The organism is Rodentibacter rarus (genome assembly GCF_001998965.1).
Lineage (GTDB): Bacteria > Pseudomonadota > Gammaproteobacteria > Enterobacterales > Pasteurellaceae > Rodentibacter > Rodentibacter rarus.
This window is the reverse complement of sequence record NZ_MLHJ01000064.1, coordinates 21,142-40,917: the sequence shown is the minus strand read 5'-3', so window position 1 is coordinate 40,917 and position 19,776 is coordinate 21,142. Positions and strand designations below refer to the sequence as shown.

General features: G+C 41.8%; 22 protein-coding genes. 21 read left to right on the top strand and 1 reads right to left on the bottom strand.

The genetic code is table 11. The annotated features are described in order from the left end of the window. Window positions 1-192: 192 nt before the first annotated feature. Window positions 193-579 carry a ribosome-associated heat shock protein Hsp15 gene (gene hslR, locus BKK50_RS07395; RefSeq protein WP_077416781.1) on the bottom strand — a complete coding sequence of 129 codons (387 nt, stop codon included), beginning with the start codon at window positions 577-579 and terminating at the stop codon, window positions 193-195. Between the two features lie 70 nt (window positions 580-649). Between hslR and nudE the strand changes: the two genes are divergently transcribed. The 21 genes from nudE (at window position 650) to dnaE (ending at window position 19,691) form a co-directional block, all read left to right on the top strand. After that, on the top strand, window positions 650-1,210 hold the full coding sequence (gene nudE / locus BKK50_RS07390) for an ADP compounds hydrolase NudE (RefSeq protein ID WP_077416779.1): 561 nt from the start codon (window positions 650-652) through the stop codon (window positions 1,208-1,210). A 139-nt stretch (window positions 1,211-1,349) separates the two neighbouring features. Continuing rightward, window positions 1,350-3,350: an OPT family oligopeptide transporter gene (locus BKK50_RS07385; RefSeq protein WP_077416777.1), complete on the top strand. Its 2,001-nt coding sequence runs from the start codon at window positions 1,350-1,352 to the stop codon at window positions 3,348-3,350. A 50-nt stretch (window positions 3,351-3,400) separates the two neighbouring features. Continuing rightward, complete coding sequence (locus BKK50_RS07380; RefSeq protein WP_077416775.1) at window positions 3,401-3,781, top strand: hypothetical protein; 381 nt, start codon at window positions 3,401-3,403, stop codon at window positions 3,779-3,781. A gap of 19 nt (window positions 3,782-3,800) precedes the next feature. Then, on the top strand, window positions 3,801-4,211 hold the full coding sequence (locus BKK50_RS07375) for a hypothetical protein (protein WP_077416773.1): 411 nt from the start codon (window positions 3,801-3,803) through the stop codon (window positions 4,209-4,211). Between the two features lie 24 nt (window positions 4,212-4,235). Next, entirely contained in the window at window positions 4,236-5,060 is an 825-nt protein-coding gene (gene cysQ / locus BKK50_RS07370) for a 3'(2'),5'-bisphosphate nucleotidase CysQ (protein ID WP_077416771.1), read from the top strand. A gap of 67 nt (window positions 5,061-5,127) precedes the next feature. Next, window positions 5,128-6,612, top strand: a complete 1,485-nt coding sequence (zwf, locus tag BKK50_RS07365; RefSeq protein WP_077416769.1) for a glucose-6-phosphate dehydrogenase — start codon at window positions 5,128-5,130, stop codon at window positions 6,610-6,612. A gap of 255 nt (window positions 6,613-6,867) precedes the next feature. Then, a complete protein-coding gene (locus BKK50_RS07360) occupies window positions 6,868-7,932 on the top strand; it encodes an acyl-CoA dehydrogenase family protein (RefSeq protein ID WP_077416767.1) in 1,065 nt (354 codons plus the stop codon). Window positions 7,933-8,078: 146 nt separating this feature from the next. Then, window positions 8,079-8,777, top strand: coding sequence for a 6-phosphogluconolactonase (pgl, locus tag BKK50_RS07355; RefSeq protein ID WP_077416765.1), 699 nt, complete (start codon window positions 8,079-8,081; stop codon window positions 8,775-8,777). Further along, window positions 8,777-9,133, top strand: coding sequence for a DUF1304 domain-containing protein (locus BKK50_RS07350; RefSeq protein ID WP_077416763.1), 357 nt, complete (start codon window positions 8,777-8,779; stop codon window positions 9,131-9,133). The genes pgl and BKK50_RS07350 overlap by 1 nt, the downstream gene beginning before the upstream one ends. A gap of 20 nt (window positions 9,134-9,153) precedes the next feature. After that, window positions 9,154-10,236 carry a DUF1176 domain-containing protein gene (locus BKK50_RS07345; protein ID WP_077416761.1) on the top strand — a complete coding sequence of 361 codons (1,083 nt, stop codon included), beginning with the start codon at window positions 9,154-9,156 and terminating at the stop codon, window positions 10,234-10,236. 36 nt (window positions 10,237-10,272) lie between these two features. Beyond that, window positions 10,273-10,677 (top strand): nucleotidyltransferase substrate binding protein, encoded by a 405-nt coding sequence (locus BKK50_RS07340; protein ID WP_077416759.1) that lies wholly within the window; start codon window positions 10,273-10,275, stop codon window positions 10,675-10,677. After that, complete coding sequence (locus tag BKK50_RS07335; protein WP_077416757.1) at window positions 10,670-10,978, top strand: nucleotidyltransferase family protein; 309 nt, start codon at window positions 10,670-10,672, stop codon at window positions 10,976-10,978. The genes BKK50_RS07340 and BKK50_RS07335 overlap by 8 nt, the downstream gene beginning before the upstream one ends. 88 nt (window positions 10,979-11,066) lie before the next feature. Then, entirely contained in the window at window positions 11,067-11,525 is a 459-nt protein-coding gene (locus BKK50_RS07330; protein ID WP_077416755.1) for a virulence factor, read from the top strand. A gap of 55 nt (window positions 11,526-11,580) precedes the next feature. Continuing rightward, complete coding sequence (gene gnd / locus BKK50_RS07325; protein WP_077416753.1) at window positions 11,581-13,035, top strand: decarboxylating NADP(+)-dependent phosphogluconate dehydrogenase; 1,455 nt, start codon at window positions 11,581-11,583, stop codon at window positions 13,033-13,035. 75 nt (window positions 13,036-13,110) lie between these two features. Continuing rightward, window positions 13,111-13,422, top strand: a complete 312-nt coding sequence (locus BKK50_RS07320) for a DUF4298 domain-containing protein (RefSeq protein ID WP_077416751.1) — start codon at window positions 13,111-13,113, stop codon at window positions 13,420-13,422. 148 nt (window positions 13,423-13,570) lie between these two features. Next, window positions 13,571-14,245 carry a ribulose-phosphate 3-epimerase gene (rpe, locus tag BKK50_RS07315; RefSeq protein ID WP_077416749.1) on the top strand — a complete coding sequence of 225 codons (675 nt, stop codon included), beginning with the start codon at window positions 13,571-13,573 and terminating at the stop codon, window positions 14,243-14,245. 46 nt (window positions 14,246-14,291) lie between these two features. Continuing rightward, window positions 14,292-14,966, top strand: coding sequence for a phosphoglycolate phosphatase (locus BKK50_RS07310; protein ID WP_077416747.1), 675 nt, complete (start codon window positions 14,292-14,294; stop codon window positions 14,964-14,966). A 340-nt stretch (window positions 14,967-15,306) separates the two neighbouring features. Next, the gene (locus tag BKK50_RS12705) at window positions 15,307-15,462 is read left to right on the top strand and encodes a hypothetical protein (protein ID WP_208606204.1); all 156 of its coding nucleotides are present in this window, start codon (window positions 15,307-15,309) and stop codon (window positions 15,460-15,462) included. Next, window positions 15,452-15,712, top strand: coding sequence for a hypothetical protein (locus BKK50_RS12700; protein WP_208606203.1), 261 nt, complete (start codon window positions 15,452-15,454; stop codon window positions 15,710-15,712). The genes BKK50_RS12705 and BKK50_RS12700 overlap by 11 nt, the downstream gene beginning before the upstream one ends. After that, window positions 15,655-15,855, top strand: coding sequence for an ADP-ribosylglycohydrolase family protein (locus BKK50_RS13220; RefSeq protein ID WP_208606205.1), 201 nt, complete (start codon window positions 15,655-15,657; stop codon window positions 15,853-15,855). Before BKK50_RS12700 ends, BKK50_RS13220 begins: the two co-directional genes overlap by 58 nt. A 359-nt stretch (window positions 15,856-16,214) precedes the next feature. Continuing rightward, window positions 16,215-19,691, top strand: coding sequence for a DNA polymerase III subunit alpha (gene dnaE / locus BKK50_RS07295; protein WP_077416743.1), 3,477 nt, complete (start codon window positions 16,215-16,217; stop codon window positions 19,689-19,691). Window positions 19,692-19,776: the final 85 nt, after the last annotated feature.

Sequence of the window (19,776 nt, the reverse complement as noted above, 5' to 3'; positions counted from 1 at the left end):
CCGGTATTATGCAGCAGTTGCACAACGTTGTTTTTTTGTTATCTTGTAGGGACACACTGCGTGTGTCCGAATTTTAACCTATTGAAATAATTTGATTTTATAACGGACACACGCAGTGTGTCCCCACGTTTTGGTTAAAATTTCTGTTTTGTGCATTTGCTACATAATACTGGGATTTTCAACCGCACTTTTTTATACCTGATGTTTAAACTTCAACAAATCCCGACGTTCTTTTTTGTTTGGACGGCGTTCGGGGTGAGGCATAGAAAGTGCGTTGTTTTTTCTCGCCCATGTCATTTCTTCCCGTTTTTTCACACTTTGCTCTGTTTCACGATAAAGTAATTGTGCTTCGGGGGCGCCACGGCGTTGATCGCTTAATGCCAAGATTTCCACTTCTTTTTCTTCATTACCTTGGCGTAATTTTAAGACAGCACCCACTTCCACAATTTTACTGACTTTTGCCCGTTGTCCGTTGTAGTGGACTTTTCCCCCTTCGATCATCGCTTTGGCAAGACTGCGGGTTTTATAAAAACGGGCAGCCCATAGCCATTTATCAAGGCGAACATCTTTTTCTTCCATTTACGCTCTCTCTTTGCTCAATTTGTGATACAGTTTGCGCCCAATGGTATCACAAAATACAGGAAAACCGATGTTATCAAACATTCAAAAAAACTTACCTCAAATTCTTTCCACACGTACTGTTGCAAAATCACGTTTATTTGAAATTCAAGCGGTTGATTTGGTATTTAGCAATGGTGAAAAGCGCACCTATGAACGCTTTAAACCGGGGGCGCATCAGGCGGTGATGATGGTGCCGATTGAGGGGGATGCGCTTTTAATGATTCGAGAATATGCGGTGGGGACAGAGCGTTATGAGCTGAGTTTTCCTAAAGGGGGCGTTGATGCGGGGGAAACACCGGAGGAGGCTGCCAATCGTGAATTGAAGGAAGAAATTGGCGTTGGCGCAAAGCACATCCATTTTTTACGTACGGTCATTACTAGCCCAAGTTATATGCGTAACCCAATGCATATTTTTATTGTGCAGGATTTCTACCCTTGCAAACTTGAAGGAGACGAGCCGGAACCCTTAGAATTGGTTCGTTTTCCCTTGGCGAAATTAGATGAATTAATTGCTCATCCCGATTTCAATGAGGCAAGAAATTTGACCGCACTTTATGCGTTGAGGGATTATTTGAATAGTCTTGGATGAGGAAATATTAATAATTTTTCTAATAAATCGAGTATTTATTAAATATCTTTCAATTTAGTTAAAGAAATATTAAACAATTCTTGAATTTTTTGTTGTTTCTTGGGACAGTAAGCGCCTTTTGTTTAACTTAGGAAAAATTATGCCTCATTCAAATTTAAAAGAACTCACGTTTCGTGGGATGATTCTCGGGGCGTTAATTACGGTGATTTTTACCGCATCTAACGTCTATTTAGGCTTAAAAGTCGGGATGACTTTTGCCTCTTCCATTCCTGCCGCTGTGATTTCTATGGCAGTGTTAAAATTCTTTAAAGATTCCAGTATCTTGGAAAATAATATGGTACAAACGCAGGCTTCTGCGGCGGGGACGTTATCCTCTGTGATTTTCGTTTTACCGGGTTTATTAATGATGGGTTACTGGAATGATTTTCCATTTTGGCAAACCATGTTGATTTGTGCCGCCGGTGGCACATTAGGGGTATTGTTCACCATTCCATTACGTCGTGCGATGGTGGTGAATAGTGATTTACCTTATCCGGAAGGTGTGGCAGCGGCTGAAATTTTGAAAGCGGGTAATCACGATAAAGGCGATACCGGGGTAAAAGATATTGCCTATGGCGGGGTATTCGCCGGTGTGGTGGCCTTTTTAACCAATGGTTTACGGGTAATGGCAGACGGTGCGAGTGTATGGTTTCAAACCGGTAAAGCCGCCTTCCAGTTGCCAATGGGCTTCTCTTTGGCGTTATTAGGCGCAGGTTATTTGATCGGTATCGTTGGCGGTATTGCGATGTTGGTCGGTTTGGTGCTGACTTGGGGTGTTGCCGTGCCATTCTTTACGATGTCCGGTGATATGCCAACGGAGATGAGTTTGATCGACTTTGCCATGAGTACATGGAAAACCAAAGTCCGTTTTATTGGGGTGGGCACGATTGGTATCGCCGCAATTTGGACATTGTTGGTTTTAATGAAACCGATGGTAGAAGGTATGGTGCATTCTTTCCGTATGTTAAAAAGCGGTCAATCAGAATCCGATCACCGTATTGATATCGACCTTTCGCCAAAAACTATGATCTATATCCTGATTGCGACCGTGGTATTGATTGTGATTTCATTGCATCACTTTATCGCTGCAGCACCGATTTCACCGGAACTGGCGATTTTATTAGTGGTAGTTTGTACTTTCTTGGCGGTATTTATCGGCTTTTTTGTGGCTGCGGCTTCCGGTTATATGGCGGGATTAGTCGGGTCTTCATCCAGCCCAATTTCCGGTATCGGGATTATCTCGGTAATTGTCATTTCGCTTGTGCTGGTGTCTATTGGTAATGCGACTGGCTTATTTGAAACCACTGACGGTCAGAAATTTTTAACTGCACTGACACTCTTTACCGCCTCTATCGTGCTGACCACGGCAACGATTTCTAACGATAATTTACAGGATTTAAAAACCGGTTTGTTAGTTGAAGCCACGCCGTGGCGTCAGCAAGTGGCATTGATTATTGGTTGTTTTGTCGGTGCATTGGTGATTGCACCGGTGTTGGAGATTTTATACCACGCCTATGGTTTTAGTGGCGCATTGCCACGGGCGGATATGGATCCGACCCAAGCGCTTTCTGCACCGCAAGCCACGATTATGACAACCATCTCACAAGGGATTTTTACCAACCAATTAGAATGGACATACATTTTAACCGGTGTGGGGTTAGGGGCGGTGTTAATTGTTATTGATGCGTTCTTGAAAAAAGTGAGTAATAAAGCCTTTGCATTACCGGTATTAGCAGTAGGGATTGGTATTTATTTGCCCCCATCCATTAATACCCCGGTAGTGATTGGGGCTTTCTTAGCCTGGTTCATTAACCGCCATATTGCAAGCTATGCGGCACGCACCGGCAATCAACAAATCTCCGCTAAAGCAGAACGTTTTGGAACGCTTTTCTCCGCTGGTTTGATCGTAGGGGAAAGTCTTATGGGCGTGATTTTAGCCTTTGTGATTGCCGCTTCCGTCACTTCCGGCGGTTCTGAAGCGCCACTTGCACTTCACCTTGAAAATTGGGACCGCATCGGTGAAATATTGGGTTTAACCGTATTTATTGCCGGGATCATTATTTTTGCTTCTCGTGTACTACGTGCGAAAAAATCTGATTAATCCCTAAAATTCCTTTAAAATAGGCTATCTTTTCCGATAGCCTATTTTTTATGAAACCTTATCTTAAAGCATTAATTTTATTTCCTCTTATCTTGCAAGGGTTAGCGACCGCACTTTTAGAGTTTTTGAATGCGAATGCAGATCCATATTACCAATTGCCTTTTATCCAAAATTTTCTTGTTGTTTTTATTCTCGTGGCGATTCCCGCTTTTTTGATTAGCCTGATCACCACTAAATTCTGTTATATGCGCTATAACATTGCCGCTATTGTACTATGCTCAGCATTAGTGAGTTTTTTTTATTATCTCACCATCATCTATCTTATTGAGTTTACTATTTCATTCTGGGGAGCTTTATTGGGTATGTGCTTTATGACATTTTGCACTTTATTTATACTGCCTTGGCTCTTGCCAAAAACCAAATCATCATAAGAAATTGTAGGGAGATTTTATGAAACCTTATCTTAAAGCATTAATTTTATTTCCGTTGATTTTGCAAGGATTAGCCACCGCATTATTTTGGTTTTTGGATTGGGATCTTGATGTAAGCGTACCTTTTAGCCACTACCTTTTCATTGCTTTTATCCTAGCAACCATTCCCGCTTTTCTGATTGCCTTGGTCGCCACTAAATATCGCTATGTACGCTATAATATCCTATCAATTGTGCTATGTTCATCATTGATCGGTTTTTTCTATTTTTATTTCATTGCTTATTTACTGGTCGTAATAAAAGAAGCGGATATATCAATCTGGACATGGTTAATTAAAGATGGGCTAGTGCTGGGATTATTAAATATGTGCGGTATGGTATTTTATTCTCTCTTTGTTCTACCATTTTTATTACCCAAAACAAAATCATGATGAAAAATATTGTCGGGAGGTTTTATGTTGCCACTCAATGAACATTTACTTAATCAAGTTCTACTGATTGCTTACCAAGCCGGTAATCATCTACAACGTTTTTATCAACAGCATATTGATGTACAAATTAAAGAAGATAATACACCGGTCACCGAAGCGGATCTTTTTGTCAGTCAATTTTTAACGGAAAAACTGACCGCACTTTTCCCACAAACGCCGGTGCTTTCCGAAGAAAATTGTCATATTCCTTTTGAGGAACGCCAAACGTGGAAAGAATATTGGCTCATCGATCCCCTCGATGGCACGCAACAATTTATTAATCGCACTGATCAATTTTCCGTTTTAATCACCCTTGTTCGTAAAAATAAACCTGTGCTAAGCATTATTCACGCACCGATATTATCCCTTACCTATTATGCGATGGCAGATTTTGGCGCATTTAAAAAACAAGGCGAACAGGTGAAAAAACTGGGTAAAAACACCGTGGATTTTAACCGCACTTCTTCCTTCCCAACATTACGCATTGCGGTGGGCGCCACCACTTCGCAAGAAAAAGTGCGGTCAATGTTATCAAAGGATTTTGCTTATGAGTTTGTCGTGCTGGGCTCTAGTAGTTTGAAAGGCGCATTGGTGGCTGAAGGCGAGGTGGATTGCTATGTTCGTTTGGGACAAACCGGTGAATGGGATACGGCGGGCTCAGAAGTGTTACTCAATGAAACGAATGGACAGATTTTTGATTCACACTTTGCACCGCTCACCTATAATCGACGTGAAACCTTGATTAATCCCAATTTTGTGATGGTGGCGGATAAATCTGTCAACTGGGATTCTATCTTTCAATTTAATTGATTGGTTAGCAGGAAAAATTTCGTTAGAATAGCCCGTCATTTCACTCGGTATTTTTACAAGGATAATTATGCAAACTGAGAACAGCTGTATCGTCATTTTTGGCGCATCCGGGGATTTAACCCACCGAAAACTCATCCCGGCACTTTATAATCTCTTCAAAATCGGAAGATTAGGCGAAAATTTTTCCGTGCTTGGTGTGGCACGTTCGGAACTTAATGATGAAACTTTCCGCACAAAAATGCGTGAAGCCTTAATCAAAAACGAAGATACCACACCTGAAACCCTTGATGAATTTTGTCATCATCTTTACTACCAAGCCGTGAATACGGCAGATGCCGCAGACTATGGAAAATTGGTTCCCCGTTTGGACGAATTACACGATAAATATCAAACTTGCGGTAATACACTCTATTATATGTCCACCCCACCAAGCCTTTATGGTGTAATTCCCGAATGTTTGGCTGCACATGGTTTAAATACAGAAGAATACGGTTGGAAGCGTATTATTGTAGAAAAGCCTTTTGGGTATGATGAAAGAACCGCACAAGTGTTGGATGTGCAAATTCACCGTTTCTTTGAAGAGCATCAAATTTATCGTATCGATCACTACCTTGGTAAAGAAACCGTTCAAAATTTACTCGTATTGCGTTTTTCTAATGGCTGGTTTGAACCGCTTTGGAACCGTAATTTTATTGATTATGTAGAAATCACTGGGGCGGAATCTATCGGTGTGGAGGAGCGTGGCGGCTATTATGATGGTTCCGGTGCTATGCGGGATATGTTCCAAAATCACTTATTGCAAGTGCTTGCAATGGTAGCAATGGAGCCGCCGGCAATCATCAATGCGGATTCTATGCGTGATGAAGTGGCAAAAGTGATGCACTGTTTACGTCCACTTACGCAAGAAGATGTGGAACATAATTTAGTGTTGGGTCAATATACTGCCGGTGAAGTGAATGGCAACATCGTGAAGGGATATTTAGAAGAAAAAGGCGTGCCGGCAGATTCACACACTGAAACCTATATGGCGTTGCGTTGTGAAATCGAAAACTGGCGTTGGGCGGGCGTGCCTTTTTATGTGCGTACCGGTAAACGCTTACCTGCTCGTGTCACAGAAATTGTGATCCATTTTAAAACCACACCTCACCCGGTATTTAGCCAAAACGCCCCAGAAAACAAACTCATCATCCGTATTCAACCGGACGAAGGCATTTCTATGCGTTTCGGTTTGAAAAAACCGGGCGCAGGCTTTGAGGCAAAAGAAGTTTCGATGGATTTCCGCTATGCTGATCTTGCCGGAGCACAAGTATTGACCGCTTATGAGCGTCTATTGCTGGATGCAATGAAAGGCGATGCGACACTCTTTGCCCGTACGGATGCCGTTCATGCGGCTTGGCAATTTGTTCAACCGATTTTAGATTACAAAGCCAACGGCGGACGAATCCACGAATACGAAGCCGGCACTTGGGGACCGGTGGCAGCAGATAAACTGATTGCCCGACAAGGTAGAGTATGGCGTAAACCAAGCGGTTTGATGAAGAAAAAAATCTAGTTGATGAATTGGGTATGTGAACGCTGAGTTTTACATACCCTTTATATTTAATCGACCTAAACTTATTGTTTAATATTATATTGATTTTTTATAATTTATATTTATTTATAATAAAAAAGCGCTTCCCTTCATCTAATCAGTATTATCTTATTTCTATATTAAAAAAATATATATCATATGCATAATGGATATTATGCAACCTTATTTTTCTATAGTATTTTCCTTTTCAATCAAATTAACAAAGGAGAATAAATAATGGCTTTTTTTTCAGAACATTTTATTCATTGGTTAGAAAATAACGCAAATGAATTAGATCAAACTTCTTCTGAATTATCGGAAGGATTGTTAAAAAGAATAGCGCTTGAAGGCGTATTTAAAGTGGGTGTCCCAACGCCATTAGGCGGACAGGGTGGGGACGCTAAAGAGGTGATTGAAATATTGCAAACATTAGCATCACATTCACTCACGGCGAGTTTTATTGCGTGGGGACATTATACTTTTATTAAACAAATTTTAACCAGCTCAAATCCCTATTTTAGAGAACATTATTTAAATGAACTTATTAATGCGGATATTGCAGGGGCGACCGGGCTTTCCAATACGGTTAAATATTTAGCTAATTTGGAAGAATTAAACGTAAAAATTAGCCAAAAAGACGGGAAATATTATTTAAATGGCAAGTTACCTTGGGTAACCAATGTGAGAAAAGATCGTTTCTTAGCGGTATTTAGTGCAGGATTGGAAGGGAAAACCCCTTGGGTTATTGCGATTCCGTCAGATGCAATTGGGTTGGTTCGTTCGGCTGATTTAGAGTTTATCGCCCTACAAGGTGCAAACACCGCAAGTTTAACGTTCAATGAGGTAGAATTAAAGCCGGAATGGATTTTATCCGACAACGCCCCTGAATTTTTAGCTCAAACCCGCCCTTATTTTTTAGGTTATCAATTCGGTTTGGCTTTAGGGTTGGCGAAACGTTCGTTGCAAGAAGCCGAACAACGACTTATTTATCGTGCGGCATTAGCGACAGACTGGCAGCAAACAAGCGAACATTTTACTTCTCTTAAACAGCGTTTATATCAGGGATTGACGGAAGAACAATATTTTATTGAACGTCCGAAAGAACTCCTTGCTTTGCGTTTAGAAGTGGTGGATCTCGTGGCTAAAAGCCTATTATTGGAGTTAGAAGCAAGCGGTGGTGCGGCTTATTTTAAAGACTCATCATTGAGTTTTATTCGCCGTTGGAATGAAGGCGCATTTTTGCCGGTCGTCTCGCCAAGTGCGGCACAATTAAAACAACTTTTGCAAGAGAATTCGCATTAATTTAATTGACAATTTCTTGTTTCAAATGGATAACTTAAACGGTTTGCTATGGTAAAATGCCTATAATTTTTATCATAGGTTTGGTTATCCATTTTTTGTTTTTTCAAAAATACCGGAAAATCGAACCGCACTTTTGTAGGAATAAAATGAACACGATCACGTTTTCTACGGCGCAACAAGCGGTTGAAAAAATAGCACAAGAATTTGTTATTTATAGCCAATCGATCCACCCTATACATATTTCCCTTTCCGGTGGTTCAACACCAAAACTACTCTTTAAAACACTGGCGCACCCCCCTTATGTAGAGCAAATCAATTGGCAAAATTTACATTTCTGGTGGGGTGACGAGCGTATGGTTTCACCACAAGATCCCGAAAGCAATTACGGCGAAGTGCAAAAATTATTATTCGACCATATCCAGATTCCAGCGGAAAATATTCATCGAATTCGTGGTGAAAATGAACCGCACGTTGAGCTAAAACGTTTCCAAGAGGAACTCAGTGCGGTCATTCCTGACGGTGTTTTTGACTGGATTATTTTAGGCATGGGGGCAGACGGACACACAGCTTCCTTATTCCCACATCAAACTTATTTTGATGATAAAAACCTTGCGGTGATGGCAAAACACCCTGAAAGCGGGCAAATCCGTATTTCCAAAAGCGCAAAATTCATCGAACAGGCAAAACGCATTACTTATCTTGTGACAGGTGAAGGCAAAGCGGAAATTTTAAAAGAAATCCAAACCACACCAGCGGAAACTCTCCCTTATCCGGCAGCGAAAATTAAAGCGAAAAATGGGGTGACGGAGTGGTATTTGGATAAAGCGGCAGCGAAGTTTTTATAGTGGAAATTTTAGCCCATATTTTGACCGCACTTGTGGCAATCGAACATTTTTACATTCTCTATTTAGAAATGTTCGCTATTGAGGGAAAACAGGCCAAACGCATTTTCGGTTTAACGGATGAGTTTATCGCCCAAAAGAAAGTGAAGGTGATGTTTGCCAATCAAGGGTTATACAACGGCTTTCTGGCGGCAGGAATTCTCTTCGGTTATGTGATAAACCAAATGTCGGTGATTTATTTCTTTTTAGTTTGTGTGATAACTGCCGCCATTTTTGGCGCAATCACCGCCAATAAGGGCATTTTTGTAAAGCAAGGGTTGCCGGCGGTGTTGGCGTTGGTTTTGCAGATTGTTATATAAATTATTCATAGGATAGATAAATGAAAAAGTTGTTATTACTCATATTACTGCCAATGAGTGTATTGGCTTCACCGATCAAAGGGATTGATGAGTCTTACCAAGATTGGAATTTGGTTTGTGATAATACCGGTACTTGCCGTCTGACAGGGTATCAATCAGATGGTTGGTATGATATACCCGTTTCGGTTTTATTTACCCGTCCGGCAGGGGAAAATGCAAAGGTGTCAGGGAAATTATCTTTTTTGGCATACGATCAGGAAAAAGAGAAGAACATTCCTATTGGTAAATTTGCCGAAATTTTGATAAATGGGCAATCTTTAGGAAAAATGCAAAAAGAAAATGTTGATGATATTCAAACCGAATATTCTCTCACGGACACCCAAATAACGACACTACTTAACGCATTGAAAAAAAACACCGAAATCCAGATTGTTTCCGGTGAGTTTAAAGGTAAATTATCGGATAAAGGTGCGGCAGCGGCAATGTTGCGTATGGATGAATTTCAGCAGAGATTAAATACGCCTTCAGCCCTGATACGCAAGGGAAATAGCACAAAACCGGTGTTAGCCCCACGCCCTGCGCCTAAAATTACGGCGATAGCTATTCCAAACCGTCAAGAATATATCCTGAAAAAGGGAACAAAACAATTTGATGAAGTAATGGCACTTTTACGTCAAGCTAATGGCACGGATGAAGAATCCGATGGCTATTGTCCTGTTTTGCATCAGGATGATAATTGGCTTGATGGGATTACCATTTACCCGCTGACGAATAGTAAGGTATTGGCAGAATCTCTTTGTTGGAGGGGCGCTTATCAAGAGGGAGCTTATTATGCAGTGATGGATGATAAATTAACCCGAGTCGAACAGCAATTAGCTCATCAATATAATGGAGCTTTTTATGATGAACAGAAACATTTTTTAGCCGTTAATGGATCTTATAAAGGTCGTGGAATCGGTGATTGCTGGTTTGGTCAGAACGCAGTTTGGAATGGCAAAATTTTTATCCGCACTTCAGAGTGGACAAGCGGATCATGTAAAGGTGTTGGCGGTGGCTTTTGGCATTTACCAATATTCGAGAGTGAGGTTGTGGTGAAAGAGTAATCTATCTTTATGGATGAGCAATTAAAGAGGCAAATAATGCTTGATTTTACCCCATTAGAAAAAGCTATTTTTCGTCTAGAAGAAGGGTTAAACCGTTATCTGCAAGATGTGAGTGATCTGCAAATTCGTGATGGTTTAATTCAACGCTTTGAGTTTACCTATGAACTCAGCCACAAAATGCTAAAGCGTTATTTGGTTGCGATTTCGCCTAATCCAGAACTTTATGATGGCATTAGCTTTCAAGATCTGATTCGCACGGGCAATGAATATGGCTTATTGCAAGGAGAGTGGAGCGATTGGAAACAATATCGTGAAATGCGTAGCCGAACCAGTCATACTTACGATGAAGATATTGCAATCGCTGTGGTGCAGGGTATTCCTAAATTTTTAAGTGAAGCAAAATATCTCCAAGAGAAATTAAAGTGCGGTCAAAATGGATAAGATTTTTGATATTGAACCCAAACATCTTACTATTGTACAAGATATTTTACGAACTCACTTGGCAGGCTATGAAGTGCGGGCATTTGGTTCAAGAGTGAAAGGTACAGCGCGTAAATTTTCGGATTTGGATTTGGTGGTAATGAGCGAAGAACCTCTCTCGTTACGGCTTTTTGCGGAGGTCAGCGAAGCCTTTAGCGAAAGCGATCTCCCTTATAAAGTGGATGTGCTTGATTGGGCGACAACGTCCGAAAGTTTTCGAGAAATTATTGAACAAAAGTATGTGGTGGTTGCAGAGAAATAAGCCTGTGCACAGTTATTTGGCGAGTGAAGTATGTCAATGTACTCCAAAGTAATATACATTGGTAAAGACATGATGCAATGAGGATAAAATGGATCGTACATTAATTGTTTTTGATATGGATCCCCATTGTTTGGAAGAAAACTATCATAATGCCAGTTGGCGTAACGCCTATTCGGATATTCAATGTATTTTAAAAAAACATGGTTTTAGCAATATTCAAGGAACAGTTTATTTGAGTGATAGAGGTATTAAACAAGCTCATGGCACGCTTGCTTTGCAAGAAGTCGCCGCAAGGTTTGAATGGTTTTATCACTGTGCCTCTAATATTCAGTTTTATGAATTAAAAGATGATTTTAATGCACAATTTATTGTTGAAGGTGTGCAACGGGCACGAGAAGCCTTTAATCGTTCACTTGATGGTTTACGTCAAGAACTATTACAAGCAGGATTGTCTGCTGACAAAGTGGAAGAAATTGTGGGAAAACGTCAATTTTCTTTACAACAAATTCCTGAAAAGGATTTATTACAAAATAATTCAACAAACTAAGTTTATACTCAATCGGTGTAACTCATAAATTGCACCTCACCAGCAGGAGAAAAAAATGTCACAAAAAGGCGATATCGGCGTGATTGGACTCGCCGTGATGGGGCAAAACCTCATTTTAAATATGAACGACCACGGGTTTAAAGTGGTGGCGTATAACCGTACCACGTCAAAAGTGGATGAGTTTTTACAAGGGGCGGCGAAAGGCACGAACATTATCGGGGCGTATTCCTTGGAAGATTTGGCGTCTAAATTGGAAAAACCAAGAAAAGTGATGCTGATGGTGCGTGCGGGCGAAGTGGTGGATCAATTTATTGATGCACTATTACCGCACTTGGAAGAGGGCGACATCATTATTGATGGCGGCAACTCTAACTATCCGGATACTAACCGCCGTGTGAAAGCCTTAGCGGAAAAAGGGATTCGCTTTGTGGGTTCCGGGGTATCGGGTGGTGAAGAGGGGGCTCGCCATGGACCTTCCATTATGCCGGGCGGTAACGAGGAAGCATGGCAATATGTCAAACCGATTTTACAAGCAATTTCTGCCAAAACCGATAAAGGCGAACCGTGCTGTGATTGGGTTGGAAAAGAGGGCGCAGGTCATTTCGTGAAAATGGTGCATAACGGCATTGAATATGGTGATATGCAGTTAATTTGCGAAGCTTACCAATTCTTAAAAGACGGACTAGGCTTAAGTTATGAGGAAATGCAAAACATTTTCGCTGAATGGAAAAAAACAGAGCTGGATAGCTATCTAATTGATATTACAACAGATATTTTGGGCTATAAAGACACAGACGGCACACCGCTTGTGGAAAAAATCCTGGATACTGCCGGACAAAAAGGCACGGGTAAATGGACGGGCATCAACGCTCTTGATTTTGGTATTCCATTAACCTTAATCACCGAATCGGTGTTTGCCCGTTGTGTTTCTTCTTTCAAAGATCAGCGGGTGGCGGCAGAAAAATTATTCGGCAAAACCATTGGGAAAGTGGAGGGCGATAAAGCAGTTTGGATTGAAGCGGTGCGTAAAGCCTTACTTGCCTCAAAAATTATCTCTTATGCACAAGGCTTTATGCTGATTCGTGAAGCCTCCGAAAACTTCGGTTGGGATATCAACTATGGCGCAACTGCACTATTATGGCGTGAAGGCTGTATTATCCGTAGCCGTTTCTTAGGTAATATTCGTGATGCTTATGAGGCTAACCCGGATTTGATTTTCTTAGGCTCAGACGCTTATTTCAAAGGCATTTTAGAAAATGCCATGAGCGATTGGCGTAAAGTGGTGGCAAAATCCATTGAAGTGGGCATTCCGATGCCTTGTATGGCTTCTGCGATTACCTTCTTGGATGGTTACACTTCTGCTCGTTTACCGGCGAATTTATTGCAAGCCCAACGGGATTATTTTGGTGCGCACACCTACGAGCGTACAGATAAACCGCGTGGTGAGTTTTTCCACACCAACTGGACAGGGCGTGGCGGTAACACCGCTTCCACCACCTATGATGTGTAATTGGTAAAAGGCAAGATAAATTGACCGCACTTTAAGCAAAGTGCGGTTTCTTTTTACCTCATTTTGGAGAGAACTATGCTATCTCAAACTCGTTTGGCACAATTAGCCGAAATGGAAAACATATTGGATGAAGCCAATGAATTTTTGGCTGAGGCAGAAAATTTTCTTGAAAAATGGCAAACCTTTTTACCGAAAATGAAACGTTTAGAACGTTATTATTTTGAAGGGGATTGGATGGCGGATTTTGAAGCTTATGAACAAGGGGAAATCCCTCAAACCCAGTCTTGCGGCGTGCTTTCAGAAGATCTTGTTTATAATGCCAGTAGCGATCAACGAAGCCTTGCTATTGAATATTTAAAATTGATAACGACAATTTTGGATCAATAAAAAGACAGAAAACTGACCGCACTTTGCATTCTTGTCAAAACAGACAGGAAAGTGCGGTCATTTTTTTCAAAATTTTCTGAGAAATAATCAAGGCAATTTCTGTTTTAACGTAGTAAACTAGAGCGGTGATTACCCCGAGGAGATAACGATGAAACCTTACCTTATTGCCCCTTCTATTCTTTCCGCCGATCTGGCCCGCCTTGGTGATGATGTTCAAAATGTGCTTAATGCCGGTGCAGATCTCATTCATTTTGATGTGATGGATAATCACTATGTGCCCAATTTGACTTTTGGCCCCGCTATTTGTCAGGCTTTGCGTGATTACGGTATTACCGCCCCTATTGACGTGCATTTAATGGTGAAACCGGTGGATCGGCTTATTCCTGATTTTGCCAAAGCCGGAGCAAATTATATTACCTTCCATCCGGAAAGCACTGAGCATATTGACCGCTCTTTACAGTTGATTCGTGATCACGGTTGCCAATCCGGTTTGGTGTTTAACCCTGCCACACCACTGAGTTATTTGGATTATGTATTGGATAAAGTGGATGTCATTTTGTTGATGTCGGTTAATCCGGGATTTGGCGGACAATCTTTCATTCCGGCAACGTTGAAAAAATTACAACAAGTTAGAAAAATCATTGATAACAGCGGTTTTGATATCCGTTTAGAAGTGGATGGCGGTGTAAAAGTCAATAATATTGCAGAAATTGCCGCTGCCGGTGCAGATATGTTTGTCGCAGGCTCAGCGATTTTTGACAGCCCGGATTACAAACAAGTGATTGCTCAAATGAGAGATCAACTTTCCACTGTCCGTGGCTAATTGAGAATTTTAGTTTCCTTATCGTTGTATAAAAAAGAGAGATTAAATGAAAACACAATTTAAATTGATTGGCTTTGATTTAGACGGCACGCTCGTTAACAGCTTGCCGGATTTAGCCCTATCCGTCAATTCAGCCTTAGCCGAATTTGATTTGCCCCAAGCACCGGAGTCTTTAGTGTTAACCTGGATTGGCAATGGGGCACCTGTGTTAATTGCCCGAGCATTAGATTGGGTAAAAGCACAAACCGGTAGAGCATTAAGCGAAGCAGAGGTAGAAGAAGTTAAAGCACGTTTCAACCACTATTATGGTGAAAACCTTTGCAATGTGAGCCATCTTTATCCCAATGTGAAAGAAACCTTAGAAGCGTTAAAAGCGAAAGGTTACACTTTAGCCGTAGTAACAAATAAACCGACCAGACACGTTCAACCGGTGTTGAGCGCCTTTGGTATCGATCACTTATTTAGCGAAATGCTCGGCGGGCAGTCTTTACCTGCAATCAAACCGCATCCTGCACCACTTTATTATTTGTGTGGTAAATTCGGCATTGAGCCTCGCCAACTCTTATTTGTGGGCGATTCTAAAAATGACATTCTGGCAGCCCATGCTGCCGGTTGTGCCGTTGTGGGATTAACCTACGGTTATAATTATAATATTCCAATTAGCGAATCGAATCCGGATTGGGTGTTGGATGATTTTGGTCAGTTATTAAAGATGCTTTAATATTTCTTAAAAAGTGCGGTAAAAAATAAGCTAACCCTAAAAGCGAGACGTTTAATTTAAGGACTGAGTGCTATATTGCGTAGCACTGAGTCCTTTTAGTTTTAACGGAATACATTCAAGCCAAATAAATGTACTTACAAATCACGCTTTTAAACGCTTTCATAGAAAAGTGCACTATCTTCTTTAACAAGGCTTGATTCATTTTTTTCTCAGCCATCAACATTATTTTGGTATGCGACACAACCTGTCACGACAATCTATCAATCTATGGCATGACCATTATATTTAGCTTGCTTATTACAGCACAATCTATTGATAAGGAGCAATTATTGGTGATGTTGTGGGTTCTCGTTTTGAGTTTAAAAATTACCGTGCAACAGATTTTGAGTTGATGACTTCAGCGTCTCAGTTTACTGATGATTTGGTCTGTACGGTTGCCGTGGCGGATTGGGTTCAGCAAGGCTGTCGAGATAATTTGGTGGAAATTGTGCGTTAATTGGTGTCACAAATATTCCTATGCCGGCTATGGTGGAATATTCTATAAATGGCTCAATACAAAAGTTACGCCACAATCTTACAACAGCTGGGGAAATGGTTCGGCAATGCGTGTTTCACCGGTGGGCTGGGCATTGGAAACCCTTGAAGAACCCCTTGTTTTGGTTACGATTTATCACAAACCTGTGATGAAATCCGTCCGATATATAAGTTTAACGAAAGTTGCCAAGGTACTGTTCCCCAAGCGATAATCGCATTTTTAGAAAGTGATCATTTTGAACACGCTATTCGCCTTGCCGTCTCCCTTGGAGGCGATAGCGATACGCTTGCCGCTATAACCGGGTCGATTGCTGAAACCTACTATGGTGAAATTCCGACCGATATCGTAGAGTAAGTCTTGCTGAAAGATAAAAGAGGAGAATAATTATGTTTATGTCAAAAAACTTTTATCGTAAATTAAGAAAGAGCACACCGTGGATGGATTTGCTTACATCGCACAATCCTAAATCAAAAGTTCCACCACTGACAGAGGAGGAACTGAAAGAAACGTGTCAATTCACTGATGAGAAAGGAAATGTAGTGTATGATCTCCCTCATGAATATCGGAGATATAAACATCGGTTGAAATCCGACAATACATCGGTATAAATATAGAAGGGACTTTAGACCCTTTATTTTCCCTTCCCTCTAAATTTTCGTATAATACCCGCCCATAAAATTCATTCAAATCAACCGCACTTTCAAGGATTTTAAATGGCGCATCCCCGTTTTGTTCACCTCCGCACACACAGTGATTTTTCAATGCTTGATGGTATCGCCAAAGTAAAACCTTTGGTGAAAACCTGTGCAGCGAATAATATGGTGGCGATGGCACTGACGGATTTCACCAATTTTTGTGGTGTTGTGCGTTTTTATGGGGAAGCCTTGTCTTCCGGCATCAAACCCATTATTGGGGCAGATGTGCGGGTGCGTAGTGAGCTATGCGGTGAGGAGTTATTTGAGCTGACCTTGTTGGCGAAAAATAATACCGGCTATAAAAACATCACGCTGCTCTTGTCGAAGGCGTATCAACGGGGTTATTACGACTTGCCTTATATCGATCAAGATTGGTTGATCGAACACCGCGAGGGCGTGATTATTTTATCTGGTGGTACTAAAGGCGATGTCGGGAAAAAATTGCTGAAAGAAAATGCTGCTGAAACGCAAAGTGCGGTCAATTTTTATCAAGAATTTTTTCCTGATCATTTTTATTTGGCATTAACCCGAACCGGCAAGCCTGATGAAGAACGCTATATTAAAGCCGCCTGTGCCTTAGCCGAAGCACAAAATCTCCCTCTTGTGGCGACTAATGATGTGGTCTTTTTAAAATCCGATGATGCGGAAGCCCATGAAATTCGGGTTGCCATTCACGATGGCTACACCTTAGACGATCCAAAACGTCCTAAACTTTACACCGCACAACAATACTTCCGCACAGAAGAGGAAATGTGTGCCCTCTTTGCCGATATTCCCTCCGCACTGGAAAATACCCTATTAATTGCTCAACGTTGTAGTGTGACATTGCGTCTTGGGCAATATTTCTTACCGCAATTTCCAACGGGAGAGCTGAGTACGGAAGATTATTTGGTGATGAAATCGAAAGAGGGGTTGGAAGAACGCTTGGCATTTTTATTTCCCGATGAAAAAGTGCGGTCAGAAAAACGGGCGGAATATGATGAACGCTTGCAAGTTGAACTTGATGTCATCAACCAAATGGGCTTCCCCGGTTATTTCTTGATCGTGATGGAATTTATTCAATGGTCGAAAGATAATGACATTCCCGTGGGGCCGGGACGGGGTTCAGGTGCGGGTTCATTAGTGGCGTATGCGTTAAAAATTACCGATCTCGACCCTTTGGAATTTGATCTACTCTTTGAGCGTTTCCTCAACCCTGAACGTGTGTCTATGCCCGATTTTGACGTGGATTTCTGTATGGATGGACGAGATCGGGTGATTGAGCACGTGGCGGAAACCTATGGGCGTGGTGCAGTGTCGCAAATTATTACCTTCGGTACGATGGCGGCAAAAGCGGTTATCCGTGATGTGGGGCGGGTACTAGGCCATCCCTATGGTTTTGTGGATCGCATTTCTAAATTAATTCCACCCGATCCGGGGATGACCCTTGCCAAAGCCTTTGAAGCCGAACCGCAATTACAGGTTGCCTATGACAGTGATGAGGAAGTACAAGCGCTGATTGATATGGCTCGCAAACTGGAGGGGGTGACCCGAAACGCAGGAAAACACGCCGGTGGTGTGGTGATTTCCCCTACACTCATTACCGATTTTTCTCCCCTTTATTGCGACAGCGAAGGGCTTCATCCCGTTACTCATTTCGATAAAAATGATGTGGAATATGCCGGTTTGGTCAAATTTGACTTTTTGGGGTTACGTACCCTCACCATCATCAAATGGGCGTTGGATATGGTGAATGCCCGTATGGTTCGGGAAGGAAAACCCATAGTGGATATTGCTTCCATCCCCTTGGATGATCCACAATCTTTTGAATTGCTCAAGCGTGCTGAAACCACTGCCGTGTTCCAGTTGGAATCGCGGGGGATGAAAGATTTAATTAAACGCCTACAACCGGACTGCTTTGAGGATATTATCGCCTTGGTGGCACTCTTCCGTCCCGGTCCATTGCAATCGGGTATGGTGGATAACTTTATCGACCGTAAGCATGGGCGTGAGGAAGTGTCTTATCCTGATGCCAATTATCAACACGAAAGCCTTAAACCCATTTTAGAACCCACCTACGGCATTATTTTGTATCAAGAGCAAGTGATGCAAATTGCTCAGGTTCTCGCCGGCTATACGCTCGGTGGAGCGGATTTATTACGCCGTGCAATGGGGAAGAAAAAACCGGAAGAAATGGCAAAACAGCGTTCCGTCTTTGAGGCGGGCGCGATCAAAAATGGCGTTGACGGTGAACTTTCTATGAAGATTTTCGACTTGGTAGAAAAATTTGCCGGTTACGGCTTTAATAAATCCCACTCGGCAGCCTACGCCTTGGTTTCTTATCAAACCCTTTGGTTGAAAACCCATTTCCCGGCAGAATTTATGGCGGCGGTAATGACATCGGAAATGGACAATACGGATAAAATTGTCGGTTTGTACGATGAATGTTTGCGTATGGGATTAAAAGTCACCCCACCGGATATTAATGTGGGCAAACACCATTTTAGTGTGAATGAAAACGGTGAAATAGTCTATGGTATCGGTGCTATTAAAGGCGTGGGGGAAGGTCCGATTGAGGCATTAATTACGGCACGTAATAAAGGGGGATTTTTTAAAGATTTATTTGATCTCTGCGCTCGTGTGGATTTGAAAAAAATCAATCGCCGAACCTTTGAAAGCCTGATTATGTCCGGTGCGTTTGATAAACTTGGACCACATCGTGCCGCATTGTCTAAAAATTTAGAAGATGCCTTAAAAGCCTCCGATCAACACGCTAAAGATGAGGCGATGGGACAATCGGATATGTTTGGTGTATTAACCGAAACCTATGAAGAAGTGGAAAATGCCTATGCGAATACCCCGCCTTACACGGAAAAACAAATTTTAGACGGCGAGCGTGAAACCCTAGGGCTTTATTTAAGCAGTCATCCTGTTAGCCGTTATTTGAAAGAACTTTCTCATTACAGCTCAATACGCTTAAAAGAGCTAACGCCTAACCGCCGAGGGCAAATCAGCACTGCCGCAGGATTAATTGTTGCTTCACGTATTGCCATCACCAAAAAGGGAAATCGATTAGGCATTGCCACGTTAGATGATCGCTCGGGACGTTTGGATATCACCTTATTTGGTGAAAGTTTGGAGCAATTTGGCGAAAAATTGCAAAAAGATACGGTGGTGGTGGTATCCGGGCAAGTCAGTGCGGATGATTTTTCCGGTGGTTTAAAAATGACCGTAAGGGAAATGATGACCTTAGACGAAGCCCGTTCCCGCTATGCTAAATCCCTTGCCATTAGTCTATCAGAGGAACAAATAACGCCTCTTTTTATTAAACAACTAAAAGAAAAATTGACACCGGTGAGTGGTGGCGCTCTACCGATTAATGTTTATTACCAAAGTCCGAAAGGGAGAGCGTTACTGCGGCTTGGGATTCAATGGTCAATCACACCTACTGACGAAATTTTGACGGAGTTGGTCAATATGTTAGGCGAAAGTGCGGTTGAGTTGGAGTTCGGATAATGGCGTTTATGTCAAGCGCCCAAATTAAGGACAGGGATACCTTCCTGTGCTACAATCACGCAACAAATGACACCATTTAAAAATA

Excerpts from the sequence above, each read along its gene's own strand:
- hslR (WP_077416781.1), bottom strand. The coding sequence starts at position 579 with ATGGAAGAAAAAGATGTTCGCCTTGATAAATGGCTATGGGCTGCCCGT.
- nudE (WP_077416779.1), top strand. The coding sequence starts at position 650 with ATGTTATCAAACATTCAAAAAAACTTACCTCAAATTCTTTCCACACGT.
- BKK50_RS07385 (WP_077416777.1), top strand. The coding sequence starts at position 1,350 with ATGCCTCATTCAAATTTAAAAGAACTCACGTTTCGTGGGATGATTCTC.
- BKK50_RS07380 (WP_077416775.1), top strand. The coding sequence starts at position 3,401 with ATGAAACCTTATCTTAAAGCATTAATTTTATTTCCTCTTATCTTGCAA.
- BKK50_RS07375 (WP_077416773.1), top strand. The coding sequence starts at position 3,801 with ATGAAACCTTATCTTAAAGCATTAATTTTATTTCCGTTGATTTTGCAA.
- cysQ (WP_077416771.1), top strand. The coding sequence starts at position 4,236 with ATGTTGCCACTCAATGAACATTTACTTAATCAAGTTCTACTGATTGCT.
- zwf (WP_077416769.1), top strand. The coding sequence starts at position 5,128 with ATGCAAACTGAGAACAGCTGTATCGTCATTTTTGGCGCATCCGGGGAT.
- BKK50_RS07360 (WP_077416767.1), top strand. The coding sequence starts at position 6,868 with ATGGCTTTTTTTTCAGAACATTTTATTCATTGGTTAGAAAATAACGCA.
- pgl (WP_077416765.1), top strand. The coding sequence starts at position 8,079 with ATGAACACGATCACGTTTTCTACGGCGCAACAAGCGGTTGAAAAAATA.
- BKK50_RS07345 (WP_077416761.1), top strand. The coding sequence starts at position 9,154 with ATGAAAAAGTTGTTATTACTCATATTACTGCCAATGAGTGTATTGGCT.
- BKK50_RS07340 (WP_077416759.1), top strand. The coding sequence starts at position 10,273 with ATGCTTGATTTTACCCCATTAGAAAAAGCTATTTTTCGTCTAGAAGAA.
- BKK50_RS07335 (WP_077416757.1), top strand. The coding sequence starts at position 10,670 with ATGGATAAGATTTTTGATATTGAACCCAAACATCTTACTATTGTACAA.
- BKK50_RS07330 (WP_077416755.1), top strand. The coding sequence starts at position 11,067 with ATGGATCGTACATTAATTGTTTTTGATATGGATCCCCATTGTTTGGAA.
- gnd (WP_077416753.1), top strand. The coding sequence starts at position 11,581 with ATGTCACAAAAAGGCGATATCGGCGTGATTGGACTCGCCGTGATGGGG.
- BKK50_RS07320 (WP_077416751.1), top strand. The coding sequence starts at position 13,111 with ATGCTATCTCAAACTCGTTTGGCACAATTAGCCGAAATGGAAAACATA.
- rpe (WP_077416749.1), top strand. The coding sequence starts at position 13,571 with ATGAAACCTTACCTTATTGCCCCTTCTATTCTTTCCGCCGATCTGGCC.
- BKK50_RS07310 (WP_077416747.1), top strand. The coding sequence starts at position 14,292 with ATGAAAACACAATTTAAATTGATTGGCTTTGATTTAGACGGCACGCTC.
- dnaE (WP_077416743.1), top strand. The coding sequence starts at position 16,215 with ATGGCGCATCCCCGTTTTGTTCACCTCCGCACACACAGTGATTTTTCA.